The 17,378-nt window shown below is 62.3% G+C and carries 15 protein-coding genes, 1 pseudogene and 2 riboswitches; of the genes and pseudogenes, 10 read left to right on the plus strand and 6 right to left on the minus strand.

Annotated elements, in window-relative coordinates; all coding sequences use genetic code 11:
• Window positions 1–2 precede the first annotated feature (2 nt).
• Window positions 3–1,070 carry a cobalamin biosynthesis protein CobW gene (cobW, locus tag ABRP30_RS13840; protein ID WP_267816165.1) on the minus strand — a complete coding sequence of 356 codons (1,068 nt, stop codon included), beginning with the start codon at window positions 1,068–1,070 and terminating at the stop codon, window positions 3–5.
• Between the two features lie 98 nt (window positions 1,071–1,168).
• Window positions 1,169–1,379, minus strand: a riboswitch (cobalamin riboswitch).
• Between the two features lie 1,020 nt (window positions 1,380–2,399).
• Window positions 2,400–2,625: riboswitch (cobalamin riboswitch) on the plus strand.
• Window positions 2,626–2,733: 108 nt separating this feature from the next.
• Here cobW and ABRP30_RS13845 point away from each other — a divergent pair.
• The 7 genes from ABRP30_RS13845 to ABRP30_RS13875 all read left to right on the plus strand — a co-directional run bounded on the left by ABRP30_RS13845 (window position 2,734) and on the right by ABRP30_RS13875 (window position 9,268).
• Window positions 2,734–2,919 carry a CbtB-domain containing protein gene (locus ABRP30_RS13845; protein WP_349975607.1) on the plus strand — a complete coding sequence of 62 codons (186 nt, stop codon included), beginning with the start codon at window positions 2,734–2,736 and terminating at the stop codon, window positions 2,917–2,919.
• Between the two features lie 9 nt (window positions 2,920–2,928).
• Window positions 2,929–3,636, plus strand: coding sequence for a CbtA family protein (locus ABRP30_RS13850; RefSeq protein WP_349975608.1), 708 nt, complete (start codon window positions 2,929–2,931; stop codon window positions 3,634–3,636).
• A 17-nt stretch (window positions 3,637–3,653) separates the two neighbouring features.
• Entirely contained in the window at window positions 3,654–4,046 is a 393-nt protein-coding gene (locus ABRP30_RS13855) for a cobalamin biosynthesis protein (RefSeq protein ID WP_267823976.1), read from the plus strand.
• A 31-nt stretch (window positions 4,047–4,077) separates the two neighbouring features.
• Complete coding sequence (gene cobM / locus ABRP30_RS13860) at window positions 4,078–4,830, plus strand: precorrin-4 C(11)-methyltransferase (protein ID WP_241803540.1); 753 nt, start codon at window positions 4,078–4,080, stop codon at window positions 4,828–4,830.
• A 66-nt stretch (window positions 4,831–4,896) separates the two neighbouring features.
• Window positions 4,897–5,139 carry a DUF1272 domain-containing protein gene (locus ABRP30_RS13865; RefSeq protein WP_267816172.1) on the plus strand — a complete coding sequence of 81 codons (243 nt, stop codon included), beginning with the start codon at window positions 4,897–4,899 and terminating at the stop codon, window positions 5,137–5,139.
• Window positions 5,140–5,364: 225 nt separating this feature from the next.
• Window positions 5,365–5,979, plus strand: coding sequence for a response regulator transcription factor (locus tag ABRP30_RS13870; protein WP_241803542.1), 615 nt, complete (start codon window positions 5,365–5,367; stop codon window positions 5,977–5,979).
• Between the two features lie 13 nt (window positions 5,980–5,992).
• Window positions 5,993–9,268: a transporter substrate-binding domain-containing protein gene (locus tag ABRP30_RS13875; protein ID WP_349975609.1), complete on the plus strand. Its 3,276-nt coding sequence runs from the start codon at window positions 5,993–5,995 to the stop codon at window positions 9,266–9,268.
• On the opposite strand, the gene ABRP30_RS13880 is transcribed toward ABRP30_RS13875, so the two are convergent.
• The 3 genes and pseudogenes from ABRP30_RS13880 to ABRP30_RS13890 form a co-directional block, all read right to left on the minus strand.
• Window positions 9,243–9,815, minus strand: coding sequence for a methyl-accepting chemotaxis protein (locus ABRP30_RS13880; RefSeq protein WP_372490490.1), 573 nt, complete (start codon window positions 9,813–9,815; stop codon window positions 9,243–9,245). The genes ABRP30_RS13875 and ABRP30_RS13880 overlap by 26 nt on opposite strands.
• Window positions 9,816–9,827: 12 nt before the next feature.
• Window positions 9,828–10,562, minus strand: a pseudogene (locus tag ABRP30_RS13885) (PAS domain-containing protein); the annotation flags it as partial.
• Window positions 10,563–10,687: 125 nt separating this feature from the next.
• Window positions 10,688–11,707: a LacI family DNA-binding transcriptional regulator gene (locus tag ABRP30_RS13890; RefSeq protein WP_349975611.1), complete on the minus strand. Its 1,020-nt coding sequence runs from the start codon at window positions 11,705–11,707 to the stop codon at window positions 10,688–10,690.
• A gap of 207 nt (window positions 11,708–11,914) precedes the next feature.
• Between ABRP30_RS13890 and ABRP30_RS13895 the strand changes: the two genes are divergently transcribed.
• The 3 genes from ABRP30_RS13895 to ABRP30_RS13905 all read left to right on the plus strand — a co-directional run bounded on the left by ABRP30_RS13895 (window position 11,915) and on the right by ABRP30_RS13905 (window position 14,307).
• A complete protein-coding gene (locus ABRP30_RS13895; protein WP_241803546.1) occupies window positions 11,915–12,454 on the plus strand; it encodes a gluconokinase in 540 nt (179 codons plus the stop codon).
• Window positions 12,455–12,567: 113 nt separating this feature from the next.
• Window positions 12,568–13,920, plus strand: a complete 1,353-nt coding sequence (locus tag ABRP30_RS13900) for a GntP family permease (RefSeq protein WP_349975612.1) — start codon at window positions 12,568–12,570, stop codon at window positions 13,918–13,920.
• Window positions 13,921–14,004: 84 nt separating this feature from the next.
• Window positions 14,005–14,307, plus strand: a complete 303-nt coding sequence (locus ABRP30_RS13905; RefSeq protein WP_349975613.1) for a hypothetical protein — start codon at window positions 14,005–14,007, stop codon at window positions 14,305–14,307.
• A gap of 74 nt (window positions 14,308–14,381) precedes the next feature.
• Here the strand turns inward: ABRP30_RS13905 and ABRP30_RS13910 are convergent, their stop codons facing one another.
• Window positions 14,382–15,806, minus strand: coding sequence for a sigma-54 dependent transcriptional regulator (locus ABRP30_RS13910; RefSeq protein WP_349975614.1), 1,425 nt, complete (start codon window positions 15,804–15,806; stop codon window positions 14,382–14,384).
• A complete protein-coding gene (locus tag ABRP30_RS13915; protein ID WP_349975615.1) occupies window positions 15,775–17,271 on the minus strand; it encodes a HAMP domain-containing sensor histidine kinase in 1,497 nt (498 codons plus the stop codon). The genes ABRP30_RS13910 and ABRP30_RS13915 overlap by 32 nt, the downstream gene beginning before the upstream one ends.
• Window positions 17,272–17,378 lie beyond the last annotated feature (107 nt).

A 17,378-nucleotide genomic window follows, 5' to 3' on the forward strand; every position in this document is an offset into this window, starting at 1 on the left:
GGTCAGGCGCCCAGTGCCTGGCGCAGACGAGCTTCCAGCTGTGCGGCGTCAAGGTCTTGGCCGATCAGCACGAGGCGGGTGACGCGCGGCTCATCGGCACGCCAGGCGCGGTCGAAGTGCTTGTCGAAACGGGTACCTACGCCCTGCACCAGCAGGCGCATGGGCTTGCCAGGAATGGCTGCGAAGCCTTTGGCACGGAGGATGCCGAATTCCACCACCAGTTGGGTCAGGGCGTCGAGCAGCAGCGCTTCGTCGGCCTCTGGCAGGTCGATGGAGATGGAGTCGAAGGCATCATGGTCGTGGTCGTCGTGGTCTTCGCCGTCGTGATGCGAATCATGGTGGGTGCGGCGGCCATCGATGTGCGCTTCGGACTCTGCGCCGACGCCCAGCAGCACGTTCAGCGGCAGGCGGCCGCTGCTGGCCTCGACTACCTTGACCGCGGGCGGCAATTCATCGGCCACTTCAGCGCGGACTTTCGCCAGGCCTTCGGCGTCGATCAGGTCGGCTTTGTTCAGTACCACCAGATCGGCACTGGCCAGTTGATCGGCGAACAGTTCGTGCAGCGGCGACTCGTGGTCCAGGTTGGGGTCGAGCTTGCGTTGGGCGTCGACCTGGTCTGGGTAGGCGGCGAAGGTACCGGCGGCGACAGCCGGGCTGTCGACCACGGTAATCACCGCGTCGACGGTGCAGGCGTTGCGGATTTCGGGCCACTGGAAGGCTTGCACAAGGGGCTTTGGCAGTGCCAGACCGCTGGTTTCGATGAGGATATGGTCGAGGTCGCCACGGCGCGCCACCAGTTCACGCATGACCGGGAAGAATTCTTCCTGAACGGTGCAGCAGAGGCAGCCGTTGGCCAGTTCGTAGACGCGGCCGCTGGCTTCTTCTTCGGTGCAGCCGATGCTGCATTGTTTGAGGATTTCGCCGTCGATGCCGAGTTCGCCGAACTCGTTGACGATGACTGCGATGCGGCGGCCTTGGGCGTTGTCGAGCATGTGCCGGAGCAAGGTGGTCTTGCCCGAGCCGAGGAAGCCGGTGACGATGGTGACGGGGAGCTTGGCCAGTGTTTTCATGTCGCGTTGCCCTTGGCAGGATGGCGCGGGCATGCGGGACGAAAGCCGCGGTCGGACCGGCCGGGCTCGTTCGCCACCGGATCACCCCGCCCGGTTGATAGTCGAAAACGTTGCGAGGCAGGTCTCCTGGCTTGCACCGTTGCGGCCCTTTCGATCAAGGGGCTGGCGGGATGACGCCTTCCCGCGCTCAGGCGCAGTGGCTGTGTCGATCCGTTACCGGTGCTTACAGTTGCGGGGGCAGCCGCGGCTTGTACCGCGTTCCCGTCTTAGCTTCGGCCTGGCCGAAGAACCTCGAAGCGGCAAGGCTACGCGGGGGGTGGCAGGTGGTCAACTGTTGACGCGCCCGTCCCCCCCCTACGCAATGAACCAAGCCCAAGCCCAAGCCCTGCCCCTGCCCCTGCTCTTGCTCTTGCTCTTGCTCTTGCTCTTGCTCTTGCTCTTGCTCTTGCTCTTGCTCTTGCTCTTGCTCTTGCTCTTGCTCTTGCTCTTGCTCTTGCTCTTGCTCTTGCTCTTGCTCTTGCTCTTGCTCTTGCTCTTGCTCTTGCTCTTGATTTTCTAGCGCGCAAGTGCAGGCACCGCAGATTGCGACTTCAGGAGGCCGAGCGCAGGTCTTGCGGAGGGAGGTGACGGGCATGGATGCCCGTCAAGCGCTTCGGCCCATGGATGGGCCGTGAGCGCGGTCCTCCCGGGAGCAAGGCCGGAGCGAGGGAACCCCGAAGCGCAGCGTAGGGGCCGGATGATAGGAGCCAGCCTTTTTTGGTTACTTTTTGGGGCGTTTGCCAAAAAGTGACCCGCCGTAAGGGCGGAAAGGTGAGTGAGCGTCGCCATAGCAAATGGATATGCCCAGATGAATCAAAACCCCAGCATGAGCTTGTGGCTTGTGGCTTGCGGCTTGCGGCTTGCGGCTTGCGGCTTTCAGCTAGCGTGAATATCCATTTGCCGGGGCGGCGCTGAATCACCTTTCCGCCCTTACGGCGGGTCCCTTTTTGTCTTGGCAAAAAGGAACCAAAAAACCGCCCGCTCCCATCATCCGGCCCCTACGCTTCGCTTCGGGGTTCCCTCACTCCGGCCTTGCTCCCGGGAAGACCGCGCTCACGGCCCATCCATGGGCCGAAGCGCTTGACGGGCATCCATGCCCGTCACCTCCCTCCGCAAGACCTCCGTTCGGCCTCCTGAAGTCGCAATCTGCAGCGTCTGATCTATCGCGCACTGAAAAGCAAAGGCAAGAGCAAAAGCAAGGCAACGGCAACGGCAACGGCAACGGCAACGGCAGGGAAATCGTGGCATGCGATAAGGGCTGCGATTGACGCAAACCCTGCCCCGTGCTCTCCTTGCACCTTACGTTCAGGTGCCCCCATCGGGGGTGAAACGGGAAACCGGTGCGTCGCAGGCCCTCGATCAGGGCCGGACAATCCCGGTGCTGCCCCCGCAACGGTAAGCGAGCGAAGCGTCTAGACCACTGTGCCACGCCATCCGGCATGGGAAGGTGACGCTTTACCAGGAGCCCTGCTCCTCCTCGCAAGCCCGGAGACCGGCCTGGCGTCAATGAACACCCCGCGGTGGGCGGGCGCTGTCGCATTTCTCTGGGCCACCCAAGCCCGGGGCTGCCGCGCTTGCCTGTTGCTCAATAAGCACAATGCCCCACAAAGCAGAGGAACGCGTCATGCCCATCACCAGCGCCAAACACGGTATCGCCACCCCCGTCACCCTCAGCCAGCGCGTGGTCATCGCCACCGCTGCCAGCCTGTTGGGCCTGTGCCTGATCTACTTTGCCGGCTTCTCACACATCGAGGCGGTACACAACGCCGCCCACGACACCCGCCACAGCGCCGCATTCCCTTGCCACTGAGACCGCCCCATGATCAAGCGCATCGCCCGCACCGCAGGCTTCAGCGGCCTGCTCGCAGCCCTGTTGTTGACCCTGCTGCAAAGCTTCTGGGTCGCACCGCTGATTCTTGAGGCAGAAACCTATGAATCGGCAGCCCCCGCCGCCGAACACCACCACGATAGCCAGGCAACCGCCGGGCATGAACACGCCGCCGCGCACGAACACAGCGCAGAGGCGTGGTCACCAGAGGATGGCTGGCAACGCATCCTCTCCACCACCGGAGGCAACCTGGTCGTAGCCGTCGGCTTTGCCTTGATCCTTGCCGCGCTGTACAGCCTGCGCGAACCCAACCGCGTCACCACCGGCGCATTGTGGGGCTTGGCCGGCTTCGCCGTGTTCTGCCTGGCACCCACCTTGGGCCTGCCGCCAGAGCTACCAGGCACCGCCGCGGCCGACCTCGGCCAGCGCCAGAGCTGGTGGATTGGCACGGCCGCCGCAACCGCATTGGGGCTTGCTTTGCTGGTGTTCCCGCGTCATTGGCTGCTCAAGGCCTGCGGCGCCGTGTTGCTGGTAGTCCCGCACGTGATCGGTGCTCCGCAACCCGACGTTCACCAAAGCCTGGCCCCAGAAGCGCTGGAAACCCAATTCAAGATCGCGTCGTGGGTAACCAACGCTGCCTTCTGGTTGGCCCTGGGCCTGCTCAGCGCCTGGTTGTACCGCCGCTCCAGCCAGGCCTGATGGCAAGCCAATGCACACTGCCGGCGCTCTACGCCGGCTTTGGTTGCCGCCGGGGCTGCCCGGTGGAGGCCCTCGACGAACTGCTACACCAGGCACTGCATAGCCACGGGCTGACGCTGGCGGCGCTGCGAGGCATCGCCAGCATCACAGCGAAAGCGGACGAACCCGGCCTGCGACAACTCGCCGAACGTCACGACCTGCCCCTTTTGGTGTTCGCACCCTCGCAACTGCAGGCATACGAGCCGCAACTGAGCCACCGCTCTGCGGTAGCATTCGCCCACAGCGGTTGCTGGGGCGTGGCGGAGAGCGCAGCCCTGGCCCTGGCCGATCATGAATGTGGCAACGCCGCGCTCGTGGTCACGCGGCAAACCCTTGGCGGCGCTACCCTCGCCCTCGCCAGCGGCGGATAATTGTTTCACCATTCACCTGCAAGGATTTTCCATGACGGTCTACTTCATCGGCGCCGGCCCAGGCGACCCGGAATTGATCACGGTCAAAGGGCAGCGCCTGATTCGTCAGTGCCCAGTGATCATCTACGCCGGCTCGCTGGTGCCCGCTGCCGTGCTCGAAGGGCACCAGGCCCAGACCGTGATAAACAGCGCCGAACTGCACCTGGAGCAGATCGTTGCGGCCATGCACGCGGCACATGAACAGGGCCAGGATGTCGCCCGTGTCCACAGCGGCGATCCCAGCTTGTATGGTGCCATCGGCGAACAGATCCGCCACCTGCGCGAGCTGGGCATCGACTACCAGATCATTCCGGGCGTAACCGCTACCGCCGCCAGTGCCGCTTTGCTGGGCTGCGAACTGACCCTGCCTGAGGTGGCACAGACGGTCATCCTGACCCGCTACGGTGACAGCTCGCCCATGCCGGCAGGCGAGCAACTGGGCGACCTGGCACGTCATGGCTGCACCTTGGCGATCCACCTCGGCGTGAAACACCTGGCACGAATCGTCGATGAGCTTGTTCCTTATTACGGCGCAGACTGCCCCGTGGCCGTTGTTCACCGGGCCACCTGGCCCGATCAGGACTGGGTACGGGGCACCCTCCACGATATCGTCGAGCAGGTAGCCGCGAAGGGTTTTCGTCGCACCGCGCTGATCCTCGTCGGGCATGTGCTGGGTGATGCGCCGTTCGCCGAATCAGCCCTGTACCGTGCCGGGCATGCGCACCTCTATCGCCAGGGCAGTTGAACATTGCCAAGCCGATCCCCGCCATAGCAGACTCCAGGCTCCATCCCGCGGACCGGAGTCGCCCCCATGCTGGAACTACGTCCCAATTGCGAATGCTGCAACGCCGATCTGCCGGGCGACAGCCCTGACGCGCTGATCTGCTCGTTCGAATGCACATTCTGCAAGCGCTGTGCACAAACCCACTTCCAGGGCCGCTGCCCAAACTGCTCAGGTCAATTGGTCGCACGCCCCACCCGGGTCGGCACCGCCTTGCGCAACAACCCGCCTGCCACAGCGCGCGTGCTCAAGCCCCACGCCCGCTGTGCCTGAGCAACCTGCAGCCCCAAGCATCGTCGAAACATACCCCGGCGATGCTTGTTCTCAGCCGATTTTGTAGGACTTTTCAACAAAGTCGTCCCCCTTACTCAACACATCTATACTCGCCATTACCAAGGAACCGGAATGGACGTATCGTGCTGCGCTGCAGAAAGACCTTGCAGACGTATTCCTGATTAGCCTTAGGAAACGGACCACATTCCGACAGGAGTTAGCCTCATGACAACCGTGCTGATCGTTGACGATCACTCTACCGTTCGATTTGCCCTGCGCATGCTGCTTGAGCGCGAGCGCTTCAAAGTTGTGGGTGAAGTCGACAACGGTAGCGAAGTGGCGCAGGTAGCACGCAACCTGCGCCCCGATGTGGTAGTGCTGGACATAGGGCTTCCCGGCCTCGACGGTATGGAAGTCATCAAACGCCTGCAGCAGCTTGAACACGCTCCCAGGATCATGGTCCTGACCGGGCAGGCCTCGGAACTGTACGTACGCCGCTGCCTGGACGCCGGTATCGGCGCTTTCGTAACCAAAGATGAAGATCTCGATGCCGTCGTCTTTGCCATGAAAGCCCTGGTCAAAGGGTACTCGACCTTCCCGCAGATGTCGGTGAACAGCAACACGCTGGATAGCGAGCAAGGGCGCCTGAGCAGCCTGTCGAATCGGGAGATGGAAGTGCTTCGGCGCCTGGCCCGTGGCGAGAACAACAAGAACATCGGCCATTGCATGAACCTCAGCGCCAAGACCATCAGCACTTACCGTGGGCGCATCATGGACAAGCTCAAGACAGAATCATTGGTAGAAATGGTCGACCTGGCCAAACGCAACAACGTCAACTAGGCGCATGATCGGCATGAGGTGCGTACTGCTGGCACTTTTGCTGGCCATTGGCATGGGTGGCTCGGCGCTCGCCACACCGGCAGATGTGGAAACGCGGCAGTTGTTGGCGCGTTCTGTCAGCACCGCTTCACCACTGCAACTCGATAGCCAGGACCGCCACTGGTTGCAGCAGCGCAAAGTCCTGCTGCTGGGCAGCTCGCGTCCCGATTACGCACCGTTCGAGATCAATATCAGCCCGAGCGACTATGAGGGCTTGAGCGCAGATTATGCCGGGCTCATCTCCGAACTTCTGGGAATACCGGTCGAGGTCAGGCGCTTTCCCAGCCGCCATGCCGCGATCGCAGCCTTGCGCGACGGCAAAATCGATTTGCTGGGCAGCTCCAACGGTTTCGAAGCGGCCGATGCCCAGTTGAGCCTGAGCCAGCCCTATGCAGACGATTTGCCAGTCATCGTGACCCGCGAAGGGCGCACCCTTAAAAACGACATGGACCTGAAAGACCTGCGCCTGGGCATGGTCGATCACTACCTGCCGAGTGAAACAGTCCGTGCGCTCTACCCCAACGCACAGTTGAGCCTCTATCGCTCGACCCTGGCTGGGCTGGCGGCGGTGGAAACGGGCGAGGTGGACGCCTATCTCGGGGATGCCATCAGCACCGACTTTCTGATTGGCAAAAGTTACCAGGGTACGGTGAAGATCGACCATTTCTGCCGTGGGCCAGCGGGCACCTTTTCCTTCGCCCTCGCCGATGACAACCCGCGCCTGCGCCGGCTGATCGACATGGCACTGGCAAGAATCACAGAAAGCGAACGCTTGAACATCCTGCGCCGCTGGACCAGTGGCAACACCAGCCTGTTGCTCGAACGCCATCTGTCAGCACTTACCGATGAGGAACAGGCGTGGATAGAGCAGAACCCCACCGTCAGCGTACTGGTCGACACCGCACTTGCGCCGCTGACCTTCAACGATGCCAAACAGCAACCCAGCGGGATTACCATCGACCTGCTCAAGCAGATCACCCTGCGCACCGGGCTGACATTCAAGCTCATCGAGCGCAACGCCGTGCAGACCATGATCGAGCAAGTGGCACGGGGCGAGGCGCAAATGATCGGGGCGCTGGGCTATGGTGGGCAGCGCCAGACGCAACTGCGCTACACCCGCCCCTATCTGGTCAGCCCGAGAGTTCTGGTCACACGCAGCCAGGCGCCCTGGCCGCCACAGTCACGAACTCTGGAAGGCCAACGTATCGCCCTGCTGCGTGGCTCACCTCTGCGAGCAGAAGTGCAACGCCAGCACCCCAAGGCGGTAGTGGTGGAAGTGAACAACCCGCTGGGCTTGATGGAAGCCGTTGCCAACGGCGATGCTGACGTCGCCTACAGTAGCCATATCAACGCCAAGTACTACATTACCCATGTGTTCAAAGACCAGCTACGCATAGCCACTGTGCTGGGTGATGACCCGGCGACGGCGGCGTTCGCCGTCGCCCCTGGCCAGCCGCAGTTGCAGGCCATTCTCGACAAAGCCCTGTTGAGCATCCCTCCCGAAGAACTCGACCAACTGATCAATCGCTGGCGAATCAGCACGGTGGTCAGCGACAGCCCATGGCGCAACTACCGGACACTGGCATTGCAGGTGCTGGTGCTCTCTGCACTGCTGCTGGCCGGCGTGGTGTTCTGGAACAGTTACCTGCGCAAGCTGATAAATCAGCGTACTGAGGCACAACGCGCGTTACAGGCGCAATTGACCCTGAGCCGCGGCCTGCTCGAACAATTGCGCCAGGCCAAGGACGATGCCGAGCGGGCCAGCCATACCAAAAGCACGTTCCTGGCGACCATGAGCCACGAGATCCGCACCCCGATGAACGCAGTCATCGGCTTGCTCGAGCTCGCGCTGGAAGATAGTCGCAAAGGCCACTGCGATGCTCAGGCCCTGCAGACCGCGCACGATTCGGCCGTGGGCCTGCTGGGTTTGATTGGCGACATCCTGGATATTTCCCGCATCGAATCTGGCCACATGACCCTGCAGCCTGAGGCCACCGACCTGGTCGAACTGGTGCGCAGCACCGTGAGGGTCTTTGATGGCAATGCCCGCGTCAAGGGGCTGAGCCTGCACTGCTCGCTACCAGAAGGGCCCGCCTGGGTGTTGGCAGACGCGCTGAGGATCAAGCAGATTTTCTCCAACCTGTTGAGCAATGCGATCAAATTCACCGACCGCGGGGAGGTTCACGTAAGCCTGGCCCTCGAGCGGCTAACCGCCGGCAACAGCGCGCGCATCCAGTTGTGCGTGCGTGACACCGGGATAGGCATTGGCTCGGCAGACCAGGCGCGCCTGTTCAGCGCCTTTGTCCAGGCTGAGGGCCCACGGGCGCGGCAGGGTGCCGGGCTGGGGCTGGTGATCAGCCGCACGCTTGCCAACCTGATGGGCGGTACCCTTGAGCTGCAAAGCGTCGAAGGCGTAGGCACCAAAGTAGCGGTCGAGCTGCAACTGCCGACGTGCGAAGCACCCGCACCGGTGGAGCCCGCGGCACCTGGCCAAGGCGCTGAAAGCGGGCCTCTGAACATTCTGGTGGTGGATGACTACCCGGCCAACCTGCTGTTGCTGGAGAAGCAGCTCGATACATTGGGCCATCGAGTGACGGTGGCCGAAAATGGCCAAGCGGCGCTGGCCCTCTGGCAGGCTGAACGCTTCGATCTGGTCATCACCGACTGCAGCATGCCGATCATGGACGGCCATCAATTGGCACGCAGCATTCGCGCGCAGGAGCATGAACGGGGCCTGCCTGCCTGCACCATCCTTGGGGTCACCGCCAACGCCCAGACCCAAGAGCATGAACGTTGCCTGGCCAGCGGCATGGACGACTGCCTGTTCAAACCGGTCGGGCTCAGTGCCCTGAAAGCCCATTTGCCGCAAGGCCAGGCCACTACGACTGCACCACAGCGGAAGGCAAGCAGCCTCAACCTGGACGAGTTGCACCACCTGACGCAGAACGATGATCAGCTTGTCCGGCGCCTGCTTCAGCAGCTTACGCAAAGCGCCAGCGAAGACCTCGCCGCGCTGCGCGGCCTGGGTAGTGAAGCGGACGGTGATGCGGTGCGCGCTGTCGTACACCGTATCAAGGGCGGCGCCAAGATGGTCAAGGTGCGCGGCGTGGTCAAGGATTGCGAAGCGATCGAACAAGCCTTGGCGCAGGGCGTGCCCACCGAGGCCCTGTGCCTGCAACTGGAAACCAGCCTGCAAACCCTGCAGCGCGAACTGTCCGACGCGCTCAGTGCAATTGCAACGTCGAATTGATCTGGCTGATTGCATCGACCACGTGGCGCGACCCCTGCTGGATCTCCATGATCACGGTACCTGCCTCATTAGCCAGGGCCACACCTCGTCCCGTGCGTGTCAGGCTCGATTGCATGCTGGCCACAGCCGTGAGCGAAAGGTCATGGTTCTGCCGCACCACGTCGACGATCTCCAGGGTCGCCTTGCTGGTCCGGGCCGCCAGGCTGCGCACTTCGTCCGCCACCACGGCGAAACCCCGCCCATGTTCACCGGCACGGGCCGCCTCGATCGCAGCATTCAACGCCAGCAAGTTGGTCTGATCGGCAATGCCGCGAATGGTCAGCACAATCTGCCCGATGACGTCCGATTGCTTGCTGACGGCATCGATGCTGCGCGCCGCGTCGTTGAGCTCTGCAGAAATCTGCTCGATCACTTGCACGGTTTGCTGTACCACCTCGGTACCCTTGCGTGCACACGCGTCAGTCTGCACTGAACTGGCGTGGGCCGCCTCAGCCGCGCTTTGCTGGGTGCTGACCTGCGCGGTGATGTCGCTGGCGAACTTGACCACCTTGTACAACCGCCCTTTGCTGTCGAAGATCGGGTTGTATGAGGCCTCCAGGTACACCGTCTGGCCCTGCTTGTTGACCCGCTCGAAACGATGGGAGTGATACTCACCACGGTTCAGCGACGCCCAGAAGTCGCGGTAGGCGGAGGACTCCCGTTCATGCGCCAGGCAAAACAGACCGTGATGGCGCCCCACCACCTCTTCCAGGCGGTAGCCCATCGTCTTCAGGAAATTCTCGTTAGCCTTGATCACCCGGCCCTGCGGCGTGAATTCCACCACCGCCATGGACCGACCGATGGCCTTGAGCAGGCTTTCGCTCTCGTGTTCATCCTTTATACGCTGGCTGATATCGGAAGCCACCTTGATCACACTGACCACCTGCTGACGCTCATCGAGCACCGGCATGTAGCTGGCCTCCAGCCAGACTTCACGGCCGGCCTTGTCGATACGCTCGAAGGTACCGCTGATGGGCTTGCCCTCACCCAACTCGCGCCACAGTTGCTGGTATTCGGCACTTTTGCTGTAGTCAGGGTCGCAGAACAAGCGGTGGTGCTTGCCGCGCAACTCGTCGACGCTGTAACCCATTGCCAGGCAGAACTGGGCATTGGCATCGAGAATGGTGCCATCGGGGCCAAACTCGATCATCGCCATTGAGCGGCTGATCGCCGCAAGTTTGGCCTGGGCTTGTGCCAAAGCCTGGCGAGCGCGCTGAATCTCGAGCAGATCTGACTTGCGATGGAAATCGAACATGGCGCCGGGTCCTTTATGCGCAGGGTTTTCTGAGCATAGATCGGCGCCCAACACGTGCAAGCAGACTGCTATCACTTAGTGATTAGTGTATTCGTTCAGCCCACGGACGACCGGCGCTCGCCCGCTCAAGAACTTTCCCGCACCATCAGTTCAAACCCCAGGTCCTGCTGCTCAGTGGCTACCCGCTTGCCATCGAGCAACGCCAGCAGTGCCTGTGCCGCGCCCCGACCAACGGCGGCCCGCGGTGTGCGGATGGAGGTCAGGCGCGGGACCATGTGCGCCGAGGCCGGCAGGTCATTGAACCCAACCATGGCCACGCTCCCTGGAACGTCGATACCTTGGCGCAAGGCCTGCAGCACAGCCCCTTGGGCGAGGTCGTCGTTGCAGAAGAAGATGCCATCCACATCCGGTGCCTGCGCCAGCAACTGGCTGAACAGTTCGCTGCCCAGTGCAATGGAGGAAGGCTGCGGCGACAGCACCTCCAGTTCGGTTGCGTGCACGCCCGCTTCAGTCAGCGCCTGGCGGAACCCTTCGGCACGCTGCATCACCCGTGGGTCAAGTTGCGCGGCGATGAATGCCAGGCGCCGCCGGCCCCGCTCGAGCAGGTGCCTGGCAGCAGCCCGGCCAGCCTGTTGCTGCGAGAACCCTACCGACAACATGCCTGACGGCCCCCCCAGCTCCATCATGTGTACGCAAGGCACGCCGCTGGCAGCCAACATCTGCCGGGAAGCCTCGCTACGCTCGAAACCGGTGAGCAGGATGCCGCATGGCTGGTACGCCAGGTAATTGCGAATCAGGTTCTCTTCTTCGTCGATATCGTAGTGATAGTTGCCGATCAGCACCTCGAGCCCTCGAGGGCGCATCACTTCGTGAATGGCCTCCAGCGTGTCGATGAACAGCTGGTTGGACAGCGACGGAATGAGCACGACCACCGACTGGCTGCGTGCAGAGGCCAACGCCCGGGCAGCGGGGTTGGCGATATAGCCAAGGCTCGCTGCCGCGGCCACCACTTTTTCCACCAGAGCCGGAGCCACGGTGCTGACACCGCGCAACGCGCGGGACGCTGTGATAGGGGAAACCCCGGAAAGCCTGGCCACTTCTGCCAGAGTGGGTCGACCGGTAGTGCGGGAGCCTGATCGCGACATGAGTGTTGTAATTTTACTACTTGCAAGGGAGGGGAACGGCCACTAAGGTAGCGCTGTCTCAGGACGCAGGCAACGTAATCTTTGGTGGTGGCCACTACACGCCTTCTGCCAAGCGTCCATACTGCGTAACGACAAGATCAACAACATCGGGGAGCTAGTGTTTCGTCATCAACGAGACAGCGCTATCTCACCCCGCAGGAGGTACTGATGAATTCTCCCCTGTCCGCCATCGTGGTGATGGGCGTGGCCGGTTGCGGCAAAAGCTGCGTCGGCGCTGCCATTGCCGCCAGAAGTGGCGGCCGCCTGATCGAAGGCGACGCGTTCCATCCTGCCGAAAACATCCGCAAGATGAGCGCGGGCACGCCATTGAACGACGATGACCGCGCCGGTTGGCTGGTGCGCCTGGGCCAAGAGTTGCAAGCCACGGTCCAGGCGGGCGAACGTCCGATCCTGACCTGCTCGGCACTCAAGCGCCGTTACCGCGACACCTTGCGCCAGGCCATGCCGGAGCTGGTCTTCGTGTTTCTCGAACTCACCCCTGCAGAAGCCGAGAAGCGCGTGCTCGCTCGCCCCGGCCATTTCATGCCGGCGAGCTTGATCGATAGCCAGTTCGCTGCCCTTGAGCCCCCCCATGGCGAGCCTCTGACCCTTCCCCTCGATGCCACGCAGCCAATCGATGCGCTGGCCGAGACGGTAGACACTTGGCTAAAGCCCTGCGGTGAGCGGGACCTGGCGCGGACCGCTTGAACCTGGCGGTTTTCCCGGCTCACCAAAGACAGCGCTGTCCCGACGCCTGAAAGCGTCGAGCGTTCAATTTCAAGCAACGCCAAAAACAACGATAAGACCGAGGCATTAAAACCATGTTCGGACTGGCTACAGATACCTTCCTGCTGCTCGACGCTCTGGTAACCATCGTCGGGCTGATCCTGCTGATCACCCATTTCAAAGTCCACCCCTTCGTCGCCCTGACCATCGCCGCCGGCTTCCTCGGCCTGACCTCCGGTATGCCGGTGGCCAAGGTCATGAAGTCGTTCCAGGACGGGTTCGGTGGCGTACTGGGCTTTGTCGGCATCGTCCTCGCCTTGGGCACCATGCTCGGCAAGCTGATGGCCGACTCCGGTGGCGCCGACCAGATCGCACAAACCCTCATTCGCGCCTTCGGCAAGAAGAACGTGCATTGGGCCATGATGTTTGCCGCATTCCTGGTCGGCATCCCGCTGTTCTTCGAAATCGGCTTCGTACTGCTGATTCCCTTGGTGTTCATCGTTGCCAGGCGCTCCGGTGTATCGCTGATCAAGATCGGCATCCCGTTGCTGGCCGGGCTTTCTGTGGTGCACGGCCTGGTGCCGCCGCACCCGGGCCCACTGTTGGCGATCGGCATTTTCAACGCTGACATCGGCAAGACCATCTTCTATGGCTTGTTGGTCGCACTGCCCACGGCGATCATCGCCGGCCCGCTGTACGGCAACTTCATCTCCCGCTACATCCCCGGCAATCCGTCACAGGAACTGATGGATCAGATCGCCAAGGAGTCGGACCAGGGTAACCTGCCGAGCTTCAGCGTCACCCTGATCACCGTGCTGCTGCCGGTTGTGCTGATGCTGCTCAAGACGTTCGCTGACGTCGTGCTGCCGGCCGAGCACATCGTGCGCCAGTGGATGGACCTGATCGGTCACCCGATCACCGCCCTGCTCGCTGCGCTGCTGCTGGCCTTCTACACCTTCGGCTCGGCCCGCGGCTTCAACCGCCAGCAGATCATGAAAATGCTCGACCAGAGCCTGGCGCCCACAGCTGCCATCGTGCTGATCGTCGGTGCAGGCGGCGGTTTCAAGCAGATGCTGGTCGATACCGGTGTCGGCAACGTGATCGGCCAGATGGCGGTACAGGCAGAAATTTCCCCGATCATGCTGGCATGGCTGGTTGCTGCGGTCATCCGTATCGCCACGGGTTCGGCGACGGTCGCCACCATCACCGGCGCAGGCATCGTTGCCCCGGTCATCGACCTGGTGCCCGGCGTCAACCGTGAACTGCTGGTGCTGGCCACCGGTGCCGGTTCGCTCATACTGTCCCATGTCAACGACGCAGGCTTCTGGCTGGTCAAGCAGTACTTCAATATGACCGTGGCCGAGACCTTCAAGACCTGGAGCATGATGGAGACCATCCTCTCGGTGGTCGGCATCATCTTCATCATGCTGCTTTCAACGGTGGTGTGACCGCTTATCGGGGCAATGGCACCTTGGCGTTTTGTGTAGGGCCCAACAGGAGTACGTGCCCTACCTTCGCAAAGGAGCCTGCCCATGATGCGCACTAGCCTGTTACTCGCTGCCCTGCTCGCCTCCCCCCTAGCCCTGGCGGTCGGCGCCGGGCCGACCCATCCTGATGATCCGCACACCCCGGCACCCCAGCCGGGCGTGGACAGCACCCTCCACCCGATCGAGAACCCCGTGCCGCGCGATACCGATCCGCGAATACAGGGCAGCGACCCTGAAAGCCCGCCTGCCATGCAGAATGAAAACCGCGATTTGCCTGGTATGGAGGGCAGTGGGTCGGAAGGCACAGGTGGCCAAGGTAGCAATGGATCGGACGGCGGTCAGCGCTGATCAGTACCGCGCTCTTCGCGGGTTTCCCGCGACGAGGGCGGAATCGGCAACCCACGACCGCCGCTCCAAACCCCCTACCACTGGCGCTTTTCAGGCCGTGTCAGCCCCAGTTTTTCGATCTTGTAACGCAGCATGTCCCGCGACAGCCCCAGCAACCGCGCCGATTTGGTCACGTTCCAATCGGTGCGGTCCAGCGTCCTGCACACCAAATCCCGTTCCATGTCCGGCAAGCTGGTTCCAGGCTCAGGCTCATGGCGCGGCATCTCGTATACGGTGGCAGTCGGCTGTGTGAGCGGCTCATCGACCAAGCTCAGGCACAGGTTCAACTGGTGCGCTTGCACCACTTCATTGGGTGCCAGCAACACCGTCTGCTCCAGCATGTTGCGCAACTCGCGCACGTTGCCCGGCCAGCTGTAACCGAGCATCAAATTCTCAGCCTCGGGGCTGAAGCGCAGATTGGGTTTGCCGTAACGACGGCCGTGATGGGCGAGGAAATGCCGCGCCAACAGCAGGATGTCCTGCCCCCGCGCGTGCAGCCGCGGTACTTTCAGGGCGATGATGCGCAGGCGGAAGAACAGGTCCCGGCGAAACTTGCCTTGCTGCACCATCTGTTCGAGGTTGCAGTTGGTGGCGCTGATCACCCGCAGGTCAACCTTGCGCTCCTTGACCGCACCTATGCGGCGAATGCTGCGATCCTCCAGCAGTTTCAGCAGCTTGGCCTGTAGCACCAGGTCCATCTCGCCGATCTCATCGAGAAACAGCGTGCCGCCGTCTGCGGCCTCCACCAGCCCTACACGCCGTTCCTTGGCGTCAGTGAAGGCGCCCTTCTCATGCCCGAACAACTCCGCCTCAAGCAGGTTGGCCGGGATCGAGGCACAGTTGAATTCGATGAACGGCCCCTTGCTGCGTGAGCCATCGAAATGCAGGGCACGCGCCACCAGTTCCTTACCGGTACCCGTCTCGCCTTCGACCAGCACCGGCGGCAGGTCGTCATTAGCCATGCGCCGTTCCGCATCGAGCACCTGGCGCAGCGTGTGCTTGAGGGTGAGCATCACCGGCGAGTCGCCAATCAGCGCCTGCAGCCCGGACTTCTGCGCCTCGCGCTCCTGGTAGAACGACAGCGTGCGCTCCATGCGCTCGGTGGCCAAGGCCTTTTCCAGCGTCAGCTTGAGCTCGGCGAGCACCACAGGCTTGGTCAGGTAATGGAACGCCCCCTCTTTCATCGCCTGCACGGCGTCCTCGACGTTACCGTAGCCCGTCATCATGATGACCTTGAGCTCCGGCATCTGCGCCACCAGCGTGCGCAGCAGGTCATGACCATTCATACCGGGCAGCGAGTTGTCGGTGAGTACGGCGTCGGGCTGAAACCGCTTGAGCTGCTCCAGCGCGAGCTCCGCACTGTGACACACCGTCACCTCGAAGCCCTTCAGGTTCAAATAGGTGCGAATGTTGTTGGCAAGGATTTCATCATCCTCGACTACCAGGATGCTGTGCTCCATGTTCCCCTCCCGCTGCGATATTGAAAGTGAGGCTGACGCGGGTTCCTTCCTCTTCACGGCTGCTCAGGCTGACCGAGCCGCCAAAACGCTCCATGATGCGCTGAACCAGCGCCAGGCCTACACCGAGGCCGCCCTGCTTGGTGGTGAAAAACGGTTTGAAGACCATGCGTTGCTGCTGCGTGCTCATGCCCTTGCCCGTGTCACTGAGCAGCAATGCTGCGCGGCGTCCGTCCTGGGTGCTGACGCTGGCCCGCAACTCGCCGCCCATTGGCATGGCTTCGATGGCATTGGAAAACAAACTGTTGAGGATCTGCGTCAATTGCAGAGGCTGGCTGGCCACCCACAGTGCCTGGGGCCCGTCGAAGGAAAAGTGGATGCCGTTACGCTCGATCTGCTGGGCGAACGCCAGGCGGGTATCCTTGATGGCGGCTACCAGGTCCACGGCCTCGGGCTTATCGCTGGTCGGGCGCAATGACACCAGCAGCTCGCGCACCCAGCGCGACATGCGATCCACCTGGCTGATGATGTCGACGATATTCTGCTGCGCCTGCGGATTGGCGATTTCCTGTGCCAACTCGGCACTGGAGCGGATATTGGCCAATGGGTTGCGCAGGCTGTGGGCCACCGCCGAGGACATTTCGCCAAGGGCGACATAGGTTTCACTCGCCACCAGCCGATCCTGTTGCTGATGCAGCATTGAGGCTGCGCGACGCACGATCCAGAACAGGCCAAAGTAGATCAAGGCCCCGCCCACCAGGGTCGAGGCCCAGATCAGCACATAACCGCGCTGAATACGTCGAATCAGGTCCTGTGGCTCTTTGTAGATCTCGACCATAGACAGCACCTGCTGACCCTGGCTGTCGAACAAGGGGATGTAGTTTTCGATGAACAGGTAGTTGGGCTCACGCTCGAACTTCTGCTCCTCGCGGTGATCCTCCACTTTGTGGTAGCTGGCAGAGACCGCCTTGCGCGAGCGGAAGGCGTGGTCCAGGTCGCCATCAGCCTCGATGCGCTTGCCCACCAGTTCAGGGTTGGTGGACCAGACGATGGTGCGATCACGGGCATAGACATTGGCCAGCAGCGTATCCGGAAGGTGCTCGACATGATCGAGAAACTCGACCCGGGTCGCCATGGCCAGCTGCGGGCTGACTTGCAGATGCTGGTGGTCCAGGCGCGGATCGAGCAGTTCACCCAGGGTGGTGCCGGGTGGCAATTGCGAATGGCGCACTTCGGCCTGGGCCATGGCCTGGATGAACTGGGCGGTGAGCATGGCATCGCGCTCCACGCTATCGCGGACCACGAAGCGGGTCGAGACATAGCCCAGGCCAACTGCCACCGAGGTGATGATCAGCAGGCTGATCACGGAAAACCAGCGCAGCAGGTTGAATTCGCGGAGCGGCGCAGCCAGGCCACTGCCGGGCTGGGCGACGGGTTTGTCGGGAACATCGGTTTCCAGCGTCTGCATCGCGTCGTTCCCGAGCAAGGATTCCGTTCAGAAGGCTGTCACCAGCATCTCTACCGTGCGTAGCTAATTGATATCACTTCGCCACACCTGCAGCAGCCACCATTTAT

Source organism: Pseudomonas sp. WHRI 8519 (assembly GCF_040224055.2).
Classification (GTDB): domain Bacteria; phylum Pseudomonadota; class Gammaproteobacteria; order Pseudomonadales; family Pseudomonadaceae; genus Aquipseudomonas; species Aquipseudomonas putida_X.

Excerpts from the sequence above, each read along its gene's own strand:
- cobW (WP_267816165.1), bottom strand. The coding sequence starts at position 1,070 with ATGAAAACACTGGCCAAGCTCCCCGTCACCATCGTCACCGGCTTCCTC.
- ABRP30_RS13845 (WP_349975607.1), top strand. The coding sequence starts at position 2,734 with ATGCCCATCACCAGCGCCAAACACGGTATCGCCACCCCCGTCACCCTC.
- ABRP30_RS13850 (WP_349975608.1), top strand. The coding sequence starts at position 2,929 with ATGATCAAGCGCATCGCCCGCACCGCAGGCTTCAGCGGCCTGCTCGCA.
- cobM (WP_241803540.1), top strand. The coding sequence starts at position 4,078 with ATGACGGTCTACTTCATCGGCGCCGGCCCAGGCGACCCGGAATTGATC.
- ABRP30_RS13865 (WP_267816172.1), top strand. The coding sequence starts at position 4,897 with ATGCTGGAACTACGTCCCAATTGCGAATGCTGCAACGCCGATCTGCCG.
- ABRP30_RS13870 (WP_241803542.1), top strand. The coding sequence starts at position 5,365 with ATGACAACCGTGCTGATCGTTGACGATCACTCTACCGTTCGATTTGCC.
- ABRP30_RS13875 (WP_349975609.1), top strand. The coding sequence starts at position 5,993 with ATGAGGTGCGTACTGCTGGCACTTTTGCTGGCCATTGGCATGGGTGGC.
- ABRP30_RS13890 (WP_349975611.1), bottom strand. The coding sequence starts at position 11,707 with ATGTCGCGATCAGGCTCCCGCACTACCGGTCGACCCACTCTGGCAGAA.
- ABRP30_RS13895 (WP_241803546.1), top strand. The coding sequence starts at position 11,915 with ATGAATTCTCCCCTGTCCGCCATCGTGGTGATGGGCGTGGCCGGTTGC.
- ABRP30_RS13900 (WP_349975612.1), top strand. The coding sequence starts at position 12,568 with ATGTTCGGACTGGCTACAGATACCTTCCTGCTGCTCGACGCTCTGGTA.
- ABRP30_RS13905 (WP_349975613.1), top strand. The coding sequence starts at position 14,005 with ATGATGCGCACTAGCCTGTTACTCGCTGCCCTGCTCGCCTCCCCCCTA.
- ABRP30_RS13910 (WP_349975614.1), bottom strand. The coding sequence starts at position 15,806 with ATGGAGCACAGCATCCTGGTAGTCGAGGATGATGAAATCCTTGCCAAC.
- ABRP30_RS13915 (WP_349975615.1), bottom strand. The coding sequence starts at position 17,271 with ATGCAGACGCTGGAAACCGATGTTCCCGACAAACCCGTCGCCCAGCCC.